Below are 17,412 nucleotides of genomic sequence, written 5' to 3' on the forward strand. Positions count from 1 at the left end.
ACGAGCCCCGGCAGGCAGCAACAGCGACGGCGAACTATCCGCCGAGGACGTCGTCGACGGTAGGGGCGGTGACGGCGCGGCGGAGCCAGGTGTCGAGCTGGGCCAGGTCGGTGCAGCCGAGGATCCGCTCGCGGGCCTCGGCCGGCACGGCGACACCGCGCCCGTCGAGCACGGTCAGGATGGCCCGGGCCTCGCCCCGCGCCTCGCCCCGGGCTTCGCCCTGCTCTTCGTGACGGGCGGCAAGTTCACGCAGCAGTTCGCTGCGGTATTCGTATTCCGCGGTGGTGGTCATGAAGGCCTCCCAGCGAGTCCGGGCCGCCGCCGGCAGTCCGGCCAGTACGACGTCATAATACAAGATCGCGGTCTTCCGGCCGACCGCGCGAAGTGCCTCCATCAACGCCGGGAATGTGGCTTCCACCTGGGCATCGTGTCCGTGGCAGATGGCCGAGAGCACGGCCAGCGCCGGGTTGCTCCGGGCCAGCTCGACGTCCACGACCAGCGGTACGTCGTTCGGGGTGAAGATGAACGGCCGCAGTGTCAGGCTCAGCCCGTCGAACTCGAAGAGTCCACGGTATCGTCGGGCGGTCCGGGAATCGGGGCAGTAGACCAGGAGTGCGGCGTCGACGTCCAACTCGGTTTCGAGCTGGGCGACGTAGAGCTTCCAGGTGCGTCGCTTGGTGGCGTCCCAGCGACGTTGGATCTCCAGCACCACGGCGAGCAGTGGCCGGTCGGCCGGGTCGCAGTAGAGCAGCATGCCGTCCGCGTGGTAGGTGCGCGGAACCAGCACCCGGACGTCGGTGGGGTGTGCGCGGGCGTGGTGGTAGTCGGGCACCTTCACGTTGAACACGTTCGTGAGCAGCCAGGCCACCAGGCTCGGGTCGAGCTTGGCCAGGGCGACCGGGGACTCGTGCTCGGCACTGGGCATGGCGGGCACGTTACGAGACGGGTACGACACTCCAGGTGATGTCCGGGGTGACCCTTTGCCGGAGCCGGGCCGCCGCCGCCCGGTCAGCGGTTGCGGCTCGCGGTGGCTCCCGCGTGGGTGGTCTGCTCGACGGCCCGTTCCAGGGCTCGGTAGACCTGGCCGAACCGCAGCGCGTCGCCGGTGCTGAGCAGCCGGACCGGCCTGCCGCGCCACTGCGCCCAGATCTCCAGCCGGTGCGCGCCACGGGTGTATGTGCGGTCGACGTGCTCCAGCAGGTAGTCGGCGACCGGAGCGGCGGCCAGCCCGACCAGGACGGAGGCGCCGACGATCGCGATGGTGACGGTGACCGAGGTGTGCAGGCGTACCGCGACCAGGATGCCGACCGCGGCGGCGAGCAGCGGGCCGGCGAGCGCGGCCAGCAGCGCGCCCCGGCCGGCGAGGGTGCCCCACGACCGGGCGCCCCGGACGTGCCAGACCCGGACCACCTCGACCAGCGGGTAGGCCCGGCCGTCCACCCGGATCGCCTCCGAGGTGATCCGGATCGTGCGGTCGTCGTAGTACGTGGTCATCGCCGTTCCACCTGCCGGTCGGACCTGCTCAGCGTATCCGTAAACGTACCCCGCCGGGGTCGCCGGGAATCCACACCGACCTGCCGGGCCTGCACGAACGCCCGTTAGGGTGAGCCTCGCGACTTCGACGTGGAGGTGGGCTGTGGGCGACTTCGTCCGGGTGGAGACCAACGAGGGCATCGGCACGATCCGGCTGGAGCGGCCGCCGATGAACGCCCTGAACACCGGAGTGCAGGAGGAGTTGCGGGCCGCCGCCACCGTCGTCTCCGCCGATCCCGACGTCCGCGCGGTCATCGTGTACGGCGGGGAGAAGGTCTTCGCGGCCGGCGCGGACATCAAGGAGATGGCCGACATGTCGTACGTCGACATGGCGCAGCGGGCCGCCGACCTCTCCAGTGCGCTCGGTGCGCTCGCCCGGATCCCGAAGCCGGTTGTCGCGGCGATCACCGGCTACGCCCTCGGCGGCGGCTGCGAACTCGCCCTGGCCTGTGACTGGCGGGTGGTCGCCGAGGACGCGAAACTCGGCCAGCCGGAGATCAAACTCGGCATCATCCCCGGTGCCGGTGGCACCCAGCGGCTCGCCCGACTGGTCGGACCGGCTCGGGCCAAGGATCTGATCATGTCCGGGCGGATGGTGGACGCCGCCGAGGCGCTCCGGATCGGCCTCGCCGACCGGGTGGTCCCGGCCGACCGGGTGTACGCCGAGGCGGTGGCCCTGGTCCGGCCGTACCTGACCGGCCCGGCCCAGGCGTTGCGGGCGGCCAAGCTGGCCGTCGACGGCGGGTTGGAGATGGACCTCGCCTCGGGACTGGCCTGGGAGAGCCAGCTCTTCGCCGCGCTCTTCGCCACCGACGACCGGCGGGAGGGGATGGCCGCCTTCGTCGAGAAGCGCCGCCCCGACTTCACCGGCCGGTGACGTCGCCCGAGAAGGCGGGGTAACACCCACCCGGAACAGATGAGTGTTACTCACGTTCTATCCGACCGGCCGGTAACCTCGCAGGGACCACGGCGGACGAGCGGGACCCGGCAGACCCGGCAGGCTGACAGATTCGGCAGACCGGGCAGATCCGGCAGACCGGGCAGATCCGGCAGGTTGGCAGACCCGGCAGACCGGCAGACCTCAGGAGCGGCGATGACGGAACGGATCGAAGGACACGGCGGCGACCTGGCCCTGGCGGCCCTGCGGGCGTACGGGGTGCGGGAGATGTTCACCCTCTCCGGTGGGCACGTCTTCCCGCTGTACGACGCGGCGCACCGTACCGACTTTCCGATCTACGACGTCCGGCACGAGCAGTCGGCGGTCTTCGCCGCCGAGGCGGTCGCCAAGTTGCAGCGCCGGCCGGGGCTGGCCGTCCTCACCGCCGGGCCCGGGGTCACCAACGGGATCTCCGGGCTGACGAGTGCGTACTTCAACGCCTCTCCGGTGCTGGTGCTCGGCGGTCGCGCCCCGGCCTTCCGGTGGGGGGCGGGCAGCCTCCAGGAGATCGACCACGTGCCGCTTGTCGCACCGGTCACCAAGCACGCCGGCACGGTCTGGTCGACCGACGACGTACCGGCTGCGGTCGCGGGGGCGCTGACCGCCGCGCTGACCCCGCACCGGGGCCCGGTCTTCCTGGACCTGCCGCTGGAGGTGATCTTCTCCACCGGTGACGTCGAGCCGCCGGCCGGACCGGAGATCACGCCGCTCGAACCGGACCCGGACGAGGTGGCGAAGGCGGCCGGGCTGATCGCCCGAGCCGAACGCCCGGTGATCATCGCCGGTTCCGACGTGTACGCCGGAAACGCCGTCGAGGCGCTGCGGGCCGCCGCCGAGGCGCTCCGGGTGCCCGTCTTCACCAACGGGATGGGCCGGGGCGCCCTGCCGCCCGGCCATCCGCTCGGCTTCGCCAAGGCCCGCCGGGCGGCACTCGGCGGCGCCGACCTGGTCGTGGTGGTCGGCACCCCACTCGACTTCCGGCTCGGCTTCGGCGACTTCGGCGACGCCACCGTGGTGCACGTGGTGGACGCGCCGAGCCAGCGGGCCGGGCACGTCGCGCCGGCCGTCAGCCCCGCCGGTGACCTGCGACTGATCCTGACCGCCTTCGCCGACCACTCCGGCGAACGGGCCGACCACGAGTCGTGGATCGACGGGCTGCGTACCGCCGAGGAGGCCGCCAGGGCCAGGGACGCGGCGGCGATGGCGGCGGAGAGCGACCCGATCAGGCCGGCCCGGGTCTACGGCGAGTTGCGCCGGATCCTCGCCCCGGACGCGGTCACCATCGGCGACGGCGGCGACTTCGTCTCGTACGCCGGGCGCTACCTGGAGCCCGCCCAGCCCGGCACCTGGCTCGACCCCGGCCCGTACGGCTGCCTCGGTACCGGCATGGGCTACGCGATGGGGGCCCGGATCAGCTACCCGGACCGGCAGATCTGCGTGCTGATGGGCGACGGTGCGGCCGGCTTCTCGCTGATGGACGTCGAGTCGCTGGTCCGGCAGAAGCTGCCCGTGGTGATCGTGGTCGGCAACAACGGCATCTGGGGCCTGGAGAAGCACCCTATGCGCGGCATGTACGGCTACGACGTCGCCGCCGACCTCCAGCCCGAGCTGCGCTATGACCAGGTGGTGACCGCGCTCGGCGGTGCCGGTGAGACGGTGGCGAAGGCCGCCGACCTCGGGCCGGCCCTGGAACGGGCCTTCGACGCCGGCGTGCCGTACCTGGTGAACGTGCTGACCGACCCCGCCGACGCCTACCCGCGCTCGTCCAACCTCGCCTGACCGGCGAGAACGGCCCACGGGCAGAACAGCTAACCGGTGCTCCGTCGGCGGTCGGCGAGCCGCTGGGTCGGGTCGATCCACCAGTCGGCCGGCCCGAACGGTGGCGCGGGCGGCCCGGCCTCGTCGGGCCGGGTGGCCGGGGCGGGGCGGCTGGCGGCCAGGTCGGGTCGGGTGGCCGGGTCCGGTTGCGCGGACAGTCCGGTGGCGGCGGGTTCGGCGACCACGGTCAGTTCGGTGACCCGCAACGGCGGATGCCCGGCCCGGCCCGCCCGGTCGTCGAATGCCCGCCCCGGGTTCCGGCCGGCCGGGTCGGGACGATCCGGGTCGCGGGCGACGAGCAGCGGCAGCAGCAGTACGCCGAGGACGTACGGGGCCGTCATGTAGCGGGCAGCCTGCGCGTTGTTGACGGCCAGTACCGAGAGCTGGTTGCCGAGGCTGAGCGTGGCCAGGGCGAGCAGGGCCGGGTCGCGCCGGCGCCAGGCCAGCAGCCCGACCGTCAGGTACGCCAGATAGGCCCAGGTGGCGCCCCGCCACAGCAACCACTCGGGCTGGCCGACCCGGCGGGCGAGCAGGTCCGCCACCTCAGCCGTCCGTTCGCCGAGCGGCCGGCTGTACGCCACGGCGAGTACCTCCGGCCGCTGGAATCTCGGATCACGTTCCAGGTAGATCGGCAGCGCCCAGGCGGTCGGGTTGGCCCGCAACCCGCCGGCCGGGGCGGGCCGCCAGGCGATCGAGCCCCGGCACAGCCGGGCGTCCAGCACGACCTGCGGAGACCTGCGCACCAGCCGCCACCAGGCGGACAGCAGCTCGTCGGTGTGCGCGGCAGCCGCCGCACGGTCGAAGTCCGGGTGGTAGACGGTGGAGTCGACCGTGTAGCAGGCCGCCGACTGCCGCCAGTGCGCCAGCGGGGCCAGCCTCGTCAGCAGGGCCAGGTCGGCGGCGGAGAACTCGGCCGGGTGCCTGGCGTACCCGACCGCCAGGTCGGCGATGACCGCCTCGTAGGCCACGATGGACCCGCTGTCGCGTACCCCGAGGGCGGGTAGCAGGGCCCAGTTGGTCAGCAGGGCGACCGTGCCGGCCAGTACCCCGGCGAGCAGCAGCCGGATCGCCGCCCCGCGCCGCAGCAGCAGGGCCAGCAGCACGGTGACGATCGCGACCACCACGAAGCCGTTCTGCCGGAACAGGCAGACCAGGGTCAGCTCGGCGACCAGGGCGGCGAGCAGGTTCCGGGGGAGTCGGCGTCGCCGGTCCGGCTCGGGTACCTCGACGGTGGCGTTCCCGGCTTGCCGCCGGCCGTCGGCGGCGTGCGGGCGCCGGTGGGCCAGCAGCCGGGCCACCGTGCCCAGCAGCAGGACGTGGCAGACGACGAACGGCACGTCCTTCCAGACGCATACCGCGAAGGTGCCGACCGGCGGCAGCGCGACGACCACCACCGCGGCGGTGGTCCAGCCCCAGGCCGGGCCGCCGAGCCGGCGCAGGCCGGTGACCGCGTACGCCAACCCGGCCGCCAGCGCGGTGGTCTGGGCCAGGGTCAGCGCACCGATCCCGCCGGTGAGCTTCACCGACAGCCAGACCAGGGCGGTGTAGCTGATCGGATGGTGGGTGTTCCAGTTGCCGGTGGTGGCCTGCCAGACGTGGTCGAGCGAGTCCGGGCTGAACAGACCGGGATAGCGGGCGGCCCACCAGAAGAGCAGTACCGCCTGGGTCAGCCCGAAGGTCAGCACACCGAGGCTCGTCCGCCGCCCCCGGGGCCGGCGGCCGTCGGGTTCCGCCGACGCGTCCGTCGGGCATGCCGGTCCGGCCACCACCCCGTGTGCCATTCCTGTCGTCCTTCGCCCCGGGCGCGACCGCGCCGACCAGCGGTGCGAGGGGTGGTGGCACCGGTTTCGGCCATGCTACGGCCGCTGTCGCGCACAGGTCCCGGGAACGGTGGACTCCACACGGGTCGCGCGCCGTCCGGGTGCCTCCGCGCCGGCCCGGTGGTCGGGTGCAACGGTCGTGTCGCCGACCACGTCAGCGGGATGTCAGCGCGCGGCGGCCCGGTGTCAGTCCCGGTTCAGCGCCGTTGGGCAGGGTGGGTGCACGACGAGAACCGACGGGAGAACGTTCATGGACTACGCCATCCGGGCCGAAGGGCTGGTCAGACGCTTCGGCGAGACCACCGCGCTGGCCGGAGTGGATCTGGCGGTGCGGTCCGGCACCGTCTTCGGGCTGCTCGGCCCGAACGGGGCCGGCAAGACCACCGCGGTACGGATCCTCGCCACCCTGCTCCGACCCGACGCCGGCACCGCCACGGTCGGCGGGTACGACGTACTCGGCCAGGCGCACCAGGTGCGCCAGATGATCGGACTGACCGGCCAGTACGCCTCGGTCGACGAGACGCTCACCGGCGCCGAGAACCTGCTGTTGATCGGCCGGCTGCTCGGGCTGCCCCGGGCCGACGCCCGGCACCGCGCCCGGCGACTGCTGGCCGAGTTCCACCTCTCCGACGCGGCGGACCGGGCCGCGAAGACGTACTCCGGCGGGATGCGGCGGCGGTTGGACCTGGCCGCGAGCCTGGTCGGCCGACCCCGGGTGCTCTTCCTCGACGAACCGACCACCGGGCTGGACCCGCGCAGCCGTACCGAACTCTGGGGCATCGTCCGGGAGCTGGTCGGTTCGGGGGTGACCGTGCTGCTCACCACGCAGTACCTGGAGGAGGCGGACCAACTCGCCGACGAGATCGCGGTGATCGACCACGGCCGGGTGATCGCGCAGGGCTCCTCGGAGGAGTTGAAGGCGAAGGTCGGCGGGCAGGCGCTGGTGGTCCGCCCGGCCGAGCCCGCCGACCTGCCGGTGGTGGTCGGCGTGCTGCGGGACGTGGCAGGTGCCGAGCCGGAGCGCAACCAGCAGACCGTGACCGTGCCGGTCAGCGACGGGGACGTGCTGCCCGCCGTGGTGCGCCGGCTCGACGAGGCCGGGGTCACCGTCGCCGAACTCGCGCTGCGCGGCGCGAGCCTGGACGAGGTGTTCCTGTCGCTGACCGGGCACCGGGCCGAGGGCTCCGCGGACGGGACCGAGCGGGCGGAGGTACCGGCATGACGACTGTCGACACCCCGCTGCCGGTGCCCACCGGGCGGGTCGGCCCGCTGGTGGGAATCCGGCACACCATGACCCTCGCCTGGCGCAGCCTGGTGCAGATCAAGCACAACCCGATGGAACTGCTCGACCTGAGCATCCAGCCGCTGATGTTCGTGCTGCTCTTCACCTACGTCTTCGGCGGCGCGATCGCCGACAGCCCGGTCGACTACCTGCGTTTCATGCTGCCCGGCATCATGGTGCAGAATGCGCTCTTCGCGACCATGACCACCGGGTTCGGGCTGAACACCGACCTGACCAAGGGGGTCTTCGACCGGCTGCGTTCGCTGCCGATCGCCCGCTGGGCGCCGCTGGCCGGCCGGATCGTCGCCGACACGGTCAAGCAGGCCTGGTCGATAGCGCTGCTGCTCGGCGTCGGGATGGTGCTCGGCTTCCGGATCGGCACCGGCCCGCTCGGGGTACTCGGCGCGTTCGCGCTGCTGCTGGCCTTCTCGCTGGCCGCTGCCTGGATCTCGGTACTGGTCGGGGTGCTGGCCAGTGAGCCGGAGAAGGTGCAGATCTTCGGTTTCACGTTGCTCTTCCCGTTGACCTTCACCAGCAACATCTTCGTGCCGACCGAGAGCATGCCCGGTTGGCTACAGGCCTGGGTGAAGGTGAACCCGGTCTCCACGCTCGCCGACGCGCTACGCGGACTGCTGGTCTCCGGTCCGGAATCGGGGCCGATCGTGACCTCGCTGGTCTGGGCGGTCGGTATCGCGGCGGTCTTCGCCCCGCTCGCCGTCCGGGCGGTCATCCGGCGGACCTGAGCGGTGGCCGGGAACGGCCTGCCGGACCAGGTCGGGTAGGGCGGTGGGCACCGTGACGGCCTGCCGGACCAGGTCGGGTAGGGCAGTGGGCGCGGTGACGGCCTGCCGGCCCTGCCCGAACGCGGTCACGAAGCCCGCCGCGCCGAGCGCGTCCCGGACGGCCGCCTCGACCTGTCCCGCGCTCAGCAGCGAATGGTCCGGTCCGCCCCGTACCCGGTCCGCCGCGCCGAGCAGCCGGGCCGCCTCGACCGGGCGGCCGAGCCGCAGCGCCAGGTCCGCGAAGCCCACCAGCACGCCGCCGAGCACCGGGGCATCGCGGAACTCCAGCGCGAGGCCGAGCGCCCGCTCGTGGTGGTGCCGGGCGGCGGGCAGGTCGCCGAGCGCGGCGGTCACCGCCCCGTACGAGGAGGCAAGCATCGCCCGCCACTGCGGCGACATGGTCCGCGCGTCGACAAGTCCGGCGACCTGGTCGAGCCGCGCTCGGGCGCCGACCAGGTCGCCCCGGCTGCGCAGGATCTCGGCGTACTCGTGGGCGACCGCCGCCCGGCACTCGTCCGCGCCGATCCGCTCGGCCTGCCGCTCGGCGTCGACCAGCAGATCGAGGGCCCGATCCTGCTCGCCGAGCAGCCACAGCTCGCGGGCCAGCCGGACCTGCATCACCGGCAGGTCCTCGGCGGCGCCCACCAGCCGGATCAGCTCCAACGCCGCCGACTGGTAGCCGGCGGCCCGGCCGTGTTCGCCGTCCTGACCGGCCAGCTCGGCGAGTGCCCAGAGCGCGTACGCGGCCCCCCACCGGTCGCCGACCGAGCGGAACCCCTCCAGCGCGGCCGTCATGCCGGCCTCGGCGGCACCGATCGGCCCACCGCTGTTGATCTCCGTGTAGGCGTGGAACATCCGGGCCGTCGCCCGCACCCACGGATCGGGGTCGTCGAACCGGGTGACCAGCACCTCGAACGCGGGCTCGGAGCGGTGGGACTCGAACATCACCGACATCGGCTCGACCAGCCGCAGCAGCGGTCGGGCAGCTTCGTGCCCCCGGGCGGTCCGGGCCGCCCTGGCCAGCCACTCGCCGCTCTCGGCGACGCTGCCGCCGACGGCGCGCAGGTTCATCCCGGTCAGTAGCTCGGCGGTGGCCACCTCCGGCGGTGGCAACCGGTCGATCCCGGGCAGGGACATCGCCAGCAGGGCCAGTTCGACACCTTCGACCCGCAGGCCGCGCATCCACCAGTACCAGCCGAGGGCGGCGACGAGTCCGACGGCGGTACCGGTGGATCGGGTGCCGATCGCCCAGCGCAGCGCGGCGTGCAGGTTGTCGTGCTCGGCGACCAGCCAGCCGAGCCAGCGGAGCTGGTCGGCGCCGCGCAGTTCGGCGTCGGCGAGCCGGGCGACCGCGAGGAAGTCCTCGGCGTGCACCCGCCGCATCCAATCCACCTCACCGGCCTCGGCCAGCCGGTGCAGCCCGTACTCCCGAATGGTCTCCAGCATCCGGTAGCGCGGCTCGTCGCCGCCGCCGACCACCACCAGTGACTTGTCGACAAGCGCGGAGAGCCGGTCGAAGACCCCGGCGCGGTCGAGCGCGCCGGCGCGCCGCCCGCGGTGCCGCCCAGCGCCGTCCGGAGCGCAGATCCGCTCGACGGCGTCCAGGGTCGCCCCGCCACCGAACACCGCCAACCGCCGCCAGAGCGTCCGCTCGGCGTCGTCGAGCAGCTCCCAACTCCAGTCGAAGACGGCGCGCAGGGTCTGGTGCCGGGGCAACGCGGTACGACTGCCGTTGGTGAGCAGCCGGAACCGGTCGTCCAGTCGGGCGGCGACCTGGCCGACGGTCATGTTGCGCAGCCGGGCGGCGGCCAGCTCGATGGCGAGCGGCATGCCGTCCAGCGACCGGCAGATCCGGGTCACCGCGTCCACGGTGTCGTCGTCCACCGCGAAATCCGGGCGTACCGCGCCGGCCCGGTCGGCGAGCAGCCGGACCGCCGGGTAGCGCATCGCCTCCGCCGGTTCGGCGCCCGGCGGCGGCAGCGGCAGCGGTTCGACCGGGCAGAGCGTCTCGCCGGTGATGCCGAGCGGTTCCCGGCTGGTGGCCAGCACCCGCAGTTCCGGGCAGGCGCCGAGCAGCCGGTCGGCGACCCGGGCGACCGCCTCGACGACGTGTTCGCAGTTGTCCAGCAGGAGCAGCATCCGCCGCGAGCCGATCGCCCCGGCCAACCGGCTGACCGGGTCCGCGGCCTCGGCGTCGGGGACCCGGTTGCGGGCGGCCAGCATGCCCTGCTCGCGCAGCCCGAGTACCTGGAGGATGGTCTGGGCCACCTCGGCGCCGTCGGTCACCGGGGCGAGTTCGACAAGCCATCCGGCGTCGTGGTCCCGGCCGGACAGGGTGCGGGCCGACTCGACGGCCAGCCGGGTCTTGCCGGCGCCGCCGGGGCCGGTGAGGGTGACCAGCCGGCATCCGGAGAGCAGCTCGGTGACCCGGGTGATGTCCAGGCGCCGGCCGACGAAACTGGTCAGCGGGGTCGGCAGGTTGCCGGTCGGGCGGACCGTCGGCGTCCGGCCGCCGCCGACCGGCGGGTTCGCCGCCCCGGCGACCAGCTCCGCTCCCCGGAGCAGTTCGAGGTGCAGCGCGGCGAGTTCCGGGGCGGGCTCGGTGCCGAGGGTCTCCGCCAGGGTGCGCCGCAGCCGGGCGTACGCGGCCAGCGCCTCGGCGGACCGGCCGATGGCTCGGAGCGCCCGGATGAGCTGCCCGGTGAAGTGTTCCCGGAGCGGGTGGGCCTCGACCAGTGCTCGCAGTTCGGGTACCAGTGCGGCGGCCTCTCCGGCGGCGAGCCGGGCCTCGGTCCGTTCCTCGACGGCGGTCAGCCGCAACTCGTCGAGCCGGGCCGCCGGTCCCCGGGCGAACCCGGCCTGCGCCACGTCGGCCAGCGCGGGGCCGCGCCACAGGCCGAGGGCGTCGGCCAGTACCGCTGCCGCGCCGGACGGGTCGGAGTCGAGCAGGGCGCGTCCGGCGGCGACCTGTAGTTCGAACTCGCGCACGTCCACCGACGTCGGTGCGAGCGCCAGTCGGTAGCCGGCCGGGTGCGACTCGACCGGCAGGTCCGGTACGGCCCGCCGGAGCCGGGAGACAAGGGCCTGCAACGCGTTCGCGGCACCTGCCGGTGGCTCGCCCTCCCACAGTCCGTCGGTCAGTCGACAGGTGTCGACGACCCGGTCGGCGTCGAGTGCGAGCAGGATCAGCAGCCGACGCAGCCGGGCACCACTTACCGGTACCGGTGCCCCGGTGTCGGCGGTGACCTCCAGCGGCCCGAGCATGGCGATCCGCACGCCGTCGATTGTGCCCGGCACGGTCTCGGCGGTCCGGCAGGGTCCCGGCGGTCCGGCAGGGCCGTCCGGGCGGGTCCGCCGGAGGCGGCCGGGGCGAGCGTCTCCCGGCCTTCTGCTCCCGCTCGACCGTCTCTGCGACGTCAGACGTCCGGCTTGTCCTCTTTGCGGGGCGGTTCGCCGTTGCCGCGACGCAGTTCGTCCTCCCGGCGGCGGAGGTCCTGCTCCCAGCGGTCCAGCAGCTCGCGGTCCCGCCTCGACTGCTCGTCGTCGAGGGAGCGGAGGAACTCCGGGTCGTCGTCGGGGGCCAGCGGCTGCGGCCGTTCCCGACCGGCGCTCGGCCGACCGGCGGCGCCCGGCCGTTCGGGGCGGGCCGGCCGTCCGGCCACGAACCAGGCGATCGAGCCGACCAGCGGGAAGAACAGGATGATCAGGACCCAGGCGAACCGGGGGAGGGCGCGGATCTCGTCTTCCTCGGCCGACAGGCAGCTGATCAGCGCGACGACGGCCAGGATGAGCTGTCCGATGGCGAGGAGCGCGTAGAGGCGGACCATCCCGCCATGATGACGTACCCGATCCCGCTCAGCGCACCGGCGCCAGCAGCAGGAGCAGGCCGAGCGCGGCGAAACCGGCGGTGACCAGGGCGGTCACCGCCAGCGCCCGGCCGGACCGGTCCCGCCGGCCGGCGAGCCGGGGGAAGGTCGCCAGCAGTACGCCGAGCCAGCCCAGCCCGGCCAGCGCGGCGACGAGCGCTCCGACGGTGCCGCCGGAGAGGGCCAGCCGCGCGGTGAGTACCGCGACCACGCCGGCGGCGAGTACGGTGCGCCGCCAGGCCAGCCGGGTCCGCTCGACGGCCAGCCCGGCGTCCCGTCCCGGCGGCGGGTGTCCCGGCCCGGCCCGTTGCCGGCTCATCGGTTTCCGGCGGCCTGCACCAGCACCGCCACCACCAGCAGTACGGCGCCGAGCCCGACCAGCAGGGCGAGTACGGCGGGGAACCGTGAGGCGGGCAGTTCCTGGCCGAGCCGGATCGCCCGCTCGGTACGCGCCCAGTGGTCCACCGCGCGGATCGCCACCGTCCCGCCGAGCAGCAGCAGGGCCACGGCGAGCGCCTCGCGCAGGTGCGGGACCGGCATCGGGGGCAGGAACTGCGCCACCGCGAGCCCACCGGCGACCAGCGCCAGCCCGGTACGCAGCCAGGCCAGGAAGGTCCGCTCGTTGGCCAGCGAGAAGCGGTAGTCCGGCGTCTCGCCGACCTCCCGCAGTTCGCGCGGGTCGAACCACCGCCGGACGGCCTGGTACACGTTCGCCAGGTTATCGGGTGGACCTGGCCCGTAGCCTGGGCGGGTGAGTGATCTCGACGCCGATGTGCTGCGTGCCGCGTACGACAACCAGTTGCGGGCCCGCCCGCCGGAGCCGGTGCCGGCCGGGGTGACGGTGGACCGGGACGGCCCGCTGCTGCGGATCCAGGGCCTGGACCGGGGCGGCTTCGTCACGTACCGGGATCTGGGCGGGCTGACCGGGGCGGAGCTGGACGAGCTGATCGTCCGGCAGCGGAACTTCTTCGCCGGGCTGGGCCAGCAGGTCGAGTGGAAGCTGCACGGCCACGACGAGCCGGCGGACCTGCCGGACCGGCTGCTGGCCGCCGGTTTCGTGCCGGAGGAACGGGAGACCGTGGTGATCGGCCCGGTCGCGCCGCTGGCGGCCACCCTGCCGGTGCCGCCCGACGGGGTACGCCTGCGCGAGGTGACCGGCCGCGCGGACCTGGACCGGATCGCGGAGCTGAAGGCCCGGGTCTGGGGCGGTGCCGACGACGGGCGCTGGCTGGCCGACGGGCTGGAGCGGGAGCTGGCGGCCGGCGCGGGGCTGGACCAGCCGCCGCTGACGATCGTGCTGGCCGAGACCGACGACGAGCTGGTCAGCGCCGCCTGGATCCGGTTCGTGTCCGGCACCCGGTTCGGCACCCTGTGGGGCGGGGCGACCCTGCCGCACTGGCGCCGCCGGGGCATCTACCGGGCACTGGTGGCGCACCGGGCCCGGCTGGCCGAGGCCCGGGGCTTCACCCTGTTGCAGGTGGACGCCTCGGACGACAGCCGGCCGATCCTCCAGCGGCTCGGCTTCGTCCCGGTCACCACGACCACGCCGTACGTCTACACTCCGACCCCGTGACACAGCCGCTGACCGAGGAGGAGCGGGCGACCCTGAAGGGTGCCGCCTTCGGTGCGGTCTTCCTGGTGTCGAACGCCGAGCCGGGCGCCCTCTCGATGATCAAGGAGAGTCTGGCCGCGTCGAACGCGTTCGCCGGTACCACCGGCCTGGTCCGGGAGCTGCTCACCACAGGTGCACTGCCGCGCCTGCCGGGCGGGTCGCCGACCGAGGTGCCGGCGACGGTGCTGCCCGCGCTGCGCCGGTCGGTGGAGATCCTCCGTCGCAAGGCACCCGGCGAGGTGGCCAGCTACCGGTCGGCGGTGCTGCGGGCCACCGAGGAGGTGGCCCGGGCGCACGCGGGGATCAGCCCGAGCGAGGCGGCGATGATGGCGACGGTACGGGAGGCACTGGACGCGGCCGACTGAGACCGACCGCCGGTCTGGCTGCCGATCGTCCCGTCGGACGGGACTGCCGTTCCGGCCGGTGAGCCGGGTCACTCCGCCGGTGCCGGGGACACTAAGCTACTTGCGGGTAACCTTGACCGTAAGTAATGCCACACCCCGGCGCGTACCAGCGCTCCGGACTTCGGTTGACCGATCGTTAAGGAACGCGGGAGGCTGCTCCCGAGCAACCGGTGCCGATCGCCACGATCAGCGGGGATCGCCATTCACAGGAGGGTCGTCGAAGCGCGATGAACATCGTCGTACTCGTCAAGCAGGTGCCCGACTCGGGCGCGGACCGTAGCCTGCGCAGTGACGACAACACCGTCGACCGGGGGTCGGCAAACAACGTCATAAACGAGATGGACGAGTACGCCATCGAGGAGGCGTTGCGGATCAAGGAGGCGCACGGCGGTGAGGTGACCGTGCTGACCATGGGTCCGGAGAAGGCCGCCGAGTCGATCCGCAAGGCGCTGTCGATGGGCCCGGACAAGGCCGTGCACGTGCTCGACGACGCCCTGCACGGCTCCTGCGCCGTGGCCACCTCCAAGGTGCTCGCCGCCGCCCTCGGCCAGCTCGACGCCGACCTGGTGCTCTGCGGCGCGGAGTCGACCGACGGCCGGGTGCAGGTGATGCCGCACATGCTCGCCGAGCGGCTCGGCATCGCCGCGCTGACCGGCGCCCGCAAGCTGACCGTGGACGGCGGCAACCTCACGGTGGAGCGGCAGACCGAGGAGGGCTACGAGGTGGTCACCGCCGCCACCCCGGCCGTGGTCTCGGTCTGGGACACCATCAACGAGCCGCGCTACCCCTCCTTCAAGGGCATCATGGCGGCCAAGAAGAAGCCGGTGCAGACGCTCGCCCTGGCCGACCTGGGCGTCGCCGCCGACGAGGTGGGCTTCGCCGGAGCCACCAGCACGGTGGTCGAGCACAGCCGCCGCCCGGAGCGCTCCGGCGGCGAGCGGGTCACCGACGACGGCACCGGCGGCGCGCGGCTTGTCGAGTTCCTCGCCGCCGAGAAGTTCGTCTGAGCGACGCGACAGGGAATCAGGAGGAGAAAGTCATGACCGAGGTTCTCGTCGTCGTCGAGGCGACCCGCGAGTTCGGCGTCAAGAAGGTGACCCTGGAGCTGCTCACGCTCGCCCGCGAGCTGGGTACCCCGGCCGCGGTGGTGCTCGGCGGTCCCGGCGCCGCCGCCGCGCTCGGCGACAAGCTGGGCGAGTACGGCGCGGCGAAGATCTACGCGGCCGAGCACGAGGAGATCGACGGCCACCTGGTGGCGCCGAAAGCGACCGTACTCGCCGAACTGGTCCGCCGGGTGCAGCCGGCCGCCGTACTGCTCGCCTCCAGCCAGGAGGGCAAGGAGATCGCCGGTCGGCTGGCGGTCAAGCTGGACAACGGCCTGCTCACCGACGTGGTCGGACTGGCCGCCGACGGCACCGCCAGTCAGGTCGCCTTCGCCGGCTCGACGATCGTCACCTCGAAGGTGACCCGGGGCCTGCCGCTGGTGACCCTGCGACCGAACTCGGTCACCCCGAGCCCCGCCCCGGCGACGCCCGCCGTCGAGCAACTCGACGTGACGCTCGGCGACGCCGACCGGCTGGCCCGGGTGGTCGACCGGGTGGCCGAGCAGAAGGGCAGCCGACCGGAGCTGACCGAGGCCTCGGTGGTGGTCTCCGGCGGTCGCGGCGTCGGCAACGCCGACAACTTCAAGCTGGTCGAGGAGCTGGCCGACCTGCTCGGCGGTGCGGTCGGCGCCTCCCGGGCGGCCGTCGACTCGGGCTACTACCCGCACCAGTTCCAGGTGGGCCAGACCGGCAAGACCGTCTCGCCGCAGCTCTACGTGGCGCTCGGCATCTCCGGCGCGATCCAGCACCGGGCCGGGATGCAGACCTCGAAGACGATCGTCGCGGTGAACAAGGACGGCGAGGCGCCGATCTTCGAGCTGGCCGACTTCGGCGTGGTCGGTGACCTGTTCAAGGTCGTACCGCAGGCCGCCGAGGAGATCCGCAAGCGCAAGTAGCCGACCGGCGACGGCAGGTGTGACCTGCGATACCCGGCCGGGTCGCCACGCGGCCGCCCGGCCGGGTTCCGTCGCTGGCCAGCGCGGAATCGACGGCGTCGGCGGCCGGGCCGGGCCGGCTCCGCCGGCCGCCGCCCGGCCCGGTGACGGCGAACCCTGGCACTAGGCTGGACGCTGATGAACTACCTGGATCACGCGGCGACCACTCCGATGCTCGACGCGGCGTTGGAGGCGTACCTCGCGACCGCTCGCGAGGTCGGCAACCCGTCCTCGCTGCACGCTGCCGGACGGCACGCCCGGCGCCGGGTGGAGGAGTCCCGGGAGCGGATCGCCGCCGTCCTGGGCGCCCGGCCCTCCGAGGTGGTCTTCACCGGGGGCGGCACCGAGAGCGACAACCTCGCGGTCAAGGGCATCTTCTGGGCACGTCGGGCCGCCGGGCCGGGGCGGAACCGGGTGGTCGCCAGCGCGGTCGAGCACCACGCGGTGCTGGACTCGGTCGAGTGGCTGGCCGCCCGCGAGGGGGCGACCGCCGAGTGGCTGCCGGTCGACAGGTCGGGTCGGCTCGACCCGGACCGGCTGGCGGCCGTTCTCGACGCGTACGGCGACGAGGTCGCCCTGGTCACCGCGATGTGGGCGAACAACGAGGTCGGCACGGTCCAACCGGTCGCCGCGCTGGCCGAGGTGGCCGCGTCGTACGGGATCCCGTTCCACACCGACGCCGTGCAGGCGGTCGGCCAGATCCCGGTCGACTTCGCCGCCAGCGGGGTGGCCGCGCTGACCCTGACCGGGCACAAGCTCGGCGGCCCGGTCGGGGTGGGCGCGCTGCTGCTCGGCCGGGACGTCGGCTGCACCCCGGTGCTGCACGGCGGAGGGCAGGAGCGGGACGTCCGCTCGGGCACCCTGGACGCCCCCGGGATCGTCGCCTTCGCCGTCGCGGTCGAGACCGCGGTCAAGACCCAGCAGGAGTACGCGACCCGGGTCGCCGCGCTCCGGGACGACCTGGTGGCCCGGATCCGGCAGGCGGTGCCGGAGGCGCTCTACAACGGCGATCCGACCGACCGGTTGCCCGGCAACGCGCACTTCTCCTTCCCCGGCTGCGAGGGCGACGCCCTGCTGATGCTGCTGGACGCGCAGGGCATCGCCTGCTCGACCGGATCGGCCTGCTCGGCCGGGGTGGCCCAGCCCTCGCACGTACTGCTGGCGATGGGCGCCGACGACGACCGGGCCCGCTCCTCGCTGCGCTTCTCGCTCGGGCACACCTCGACAGCCGAGGAAATCGACGCACTTGTCGCCGCGCTGCCCGGGGTGGTCGAGCGGGCCCGCCGGGCCGGCGCAGTCAAGTCCGCGCGGAGCTGACGG

Annotated in this window: 15 protein-coding genes and 1 pseudogene; 9 read left to right on the plus strand and 7 right to left on the minus strand. The window is 73.6% G+C overall.

What is annotated here, in order from left to right; all coding sequences use genetic code 11:
- Positions 1-34: 34 nt before the first annotated feature.
- Positions 35-925 carry a hypothetical protein gene (locus ACN28A_RS22230; RefSeq protein WP_421397613.1) on the minus strand — a complete coding sequence of 297 codons (891 nt, stop codon included), beginning with the start codon at positions 923-925 and terminating at the stop codon, positions 35-37.
- 83 nt (positions 926-1,008) lie between these two features.
- The gene (locus ACN28A_RS22235; protein WP_421397614.1) at positions 1,009-1,494 is read right to left on the minus strand and encodes a DUF6232 family protein; all 486 of its coding nucleotides are present in this window, start codon (positions 1,492-1,494) and stop codon (positions 1,009-1,011) included.
- Positions 1,495-1,636: 142 nt separating this feature from the next.
- Here ACN28A_RS22235 and ACN28A_RS22240 point away from each other — a divergent pair, with 142 nt between their 5' ends.
- A complete protein-coding gene (locus ACN28A_RS22240) occupies positions 1,637-2,410 on the plus strand; it encodes an enoyl-CoA hydratase-related protein (RefSeq protein ID WP_421397615.1) in 774 nt (257 codons plus the stop codon).
- Positions 2,411-2,626: 216 nt separating this feature from the next.
- Positions 2,627-4,249 carry an acetolactate synthase gene (locus ACN28A_RS22245; RefSeq protein ID WP_421397616.1) on the plus strand — a complete coding sequence of 541 codons (1,623 nt, stop codon included), beginning with the start codon at positions 2,627-2,629 and terminating at the stop codon, positions 4,247-4,249.
- Between the two features lie 29 nt (positions 4,250-4,278).
- Here ACN28A_RS22245 and ACN28A_RS22250 read toward each other — a convergent pair whose 3' ends face one another.
- On the minus strand, positions 4,279-6,069 hold the full coding sequence (locus ACN28A_RS22250) for a DUF6020 family protein (protein WP_421397617.1): 1,791 nt from the start codon (positions 6,067-6,069) through the stop codon (positions 4,279-4,281).
- A gap of 289 nt (positions 6,070-6,358) precedes the next feature.
- Between ACN28A_RS22250 and ACN28A_RS22255 the strand changes: the two genes are divergently transcribed.
- Together ACN28A_RS22255 and ACN28A_RS22260 are read left to right on the plus strand one after the other, a co-directional pair.
- Positions 6,359-7,330: an ATP-binding cassette domain-containing protein gene (locus tag ACN28A_RS22255; protein WP_421397618.1), complete on the plus strand. Its 972-nt coding sequence runs from the start codon at positions 6,359-6,361 to the stop codon at positions 7,328-7,330.
- Positions 7,327-8,133 (plus strand): ABC transporter permease, encoded by an 807-nt coding sequence (locus ACN28A_RS22260; protein WP_421397619.1) that lies wholly within the window; start codon positions 7,327-7,329, stop codon positions 8,131-8,133. The genes ACN28A_RS22255 and ACN28A_RS22260 overlap by 4 nt, the downstream gene beginning before the upstream one ends.
- A 2,610-nt stretch (positions 8,134-10,743) precedes the next feature.
- Here the strand turns inward: ACN28A_RS22260 and ACN28A_RS22265 are convergent.
- The 4 genes and pseudogenes from ACN28A_RS22265 to ACN28A_RS22280 all read right to left on the minus strand — a co-directional run.
- A pseudogene (locus ACN28A_RS22265) lies at positions 10,744-11,436 on the minus strand (AfsR/SARP family transcriptional regulator); the annotation flags it as partial.
- 152 nt (positions 11,437-11,588) lie between these two features.
- Positions 11,589-11,999 carry a PLD nuclease N-terminal domain-containing protein gene (locus ACN28A_RS22270; protein ID WP_421397620.1) on the minus strand — a complete coding sequence of 137 codons (411 nt, stop codon included), beginning with the start codon at positions 11,997-11,999 and terminating at the stop codon, positions 11,589-11,591.
- A gap of 28 nt (positions 12,000-12,027) precedes the next feature.
- Entirely contained in the window at positions 12,028-12,357 is a 330-nt protein-coding gene (locus ACN28A_RS22275) for a DUF202 domain-containing protein (RefSeq protein ID WP_421397622.1), read from the minus strand.
- Complete coding sequence (locus ACN28A_RS22280; RefSeq protein ID WP_421397623.1) at positions 12,354-12,746, minus strand: YidH family protein; 393 nt, start codon at positions 12,744-12,746, stop codon at positions 12,354-12,356. The genes ACN28A_RS22275 and ACN28A_RS22280 overlap by 4 nt, the downstream gene beginning before the upstream one ends.
- A 43-nt stretch (positions 12,747-12,789) precedes the next feature.
- Here ACN28A_RS22280 and ACN28A_RS22285 point away from each other — a divergent pair, with 43 nt between their 5' ends.
- From ACN28A_RS22285 to ACN28A_RS22305, 5 genes are all read left to right on the plus strand, one after another.
- Entirely contained in the window at positions 12,790-13,611 is an 822-nt protein-coding gene (locus tag ACN28A_RS22285) for a GNAT family N-acetyltransferase (RefSeq protein ID WP_421397625.1), read from the plus strand.
- Positions 13,608-14,015 carry a hypothetical protein gene (locus ACN28A_RS22290; protein WP_421397627.1) on the plus strand — a complete coding sequence of 136 codons (408 nt, stop codon included), beginning with the start codon at positions 13,608-13,610 and terminating at the stop codon, positions 14,013-14,015. Before ACN28A_RS22285 ends, ACN28A_RS22290 begins: the two co-directional genes overlap by 4 nt.
- Before the next feature lie 266 nt (positions 14,016-14,281).
- Positions 14,282-15,061: an electron transfer flavoprotein subunit beta/FixA family protein gene (locus ACN28A_RS22295; RefSeq protein WP_421397629.1), complete on the plus strand. Its 780-nt coding sequence runs from the start codon at positions 14,282-14,284 to the stop codon at positions 15,059-15,061.
- A 32-nt stretch (positions 15,062-15,093) separates the two neighbouring features.
- On the plus strand, positions 15,094-16,053 hold the full coding sequence (locus ACN28A_RS22300) for an electron transfer flavoprotein subunit alpha/FixB family protein (RefSeq protein WP_421397630.1): 960 nt from the start codon (positions 15,094-15,096) through the stop codon (positions 16,051-16,053).
- Between the two features lie 177 nt (positions 16,054-16,230).
- Positions 16,231-17,409 (plus strand): cysteine desulfurase family protein, encoded by a 1,179-nt coding sequence (locus ACN28A_RS22305; protein WP_421397631.1) that lies wholly within the window; start codon positions 16,231-16,233, stop codon positions 17,407-17,409.
- Positions 17,410-17,412 lie beyond the last annotated feature (3 nt).

Origin of the sequence: Plantactinospora sp. WMMB782 (assembly GCF_049179135.1) — a bacterium.
In the GTDB taxonomy this organism is placed as follows: Bacteria; Actinomycetota; Actinomycetes; order Mycobacteriales; family Micromonosporaceae; genus Plantactinospora.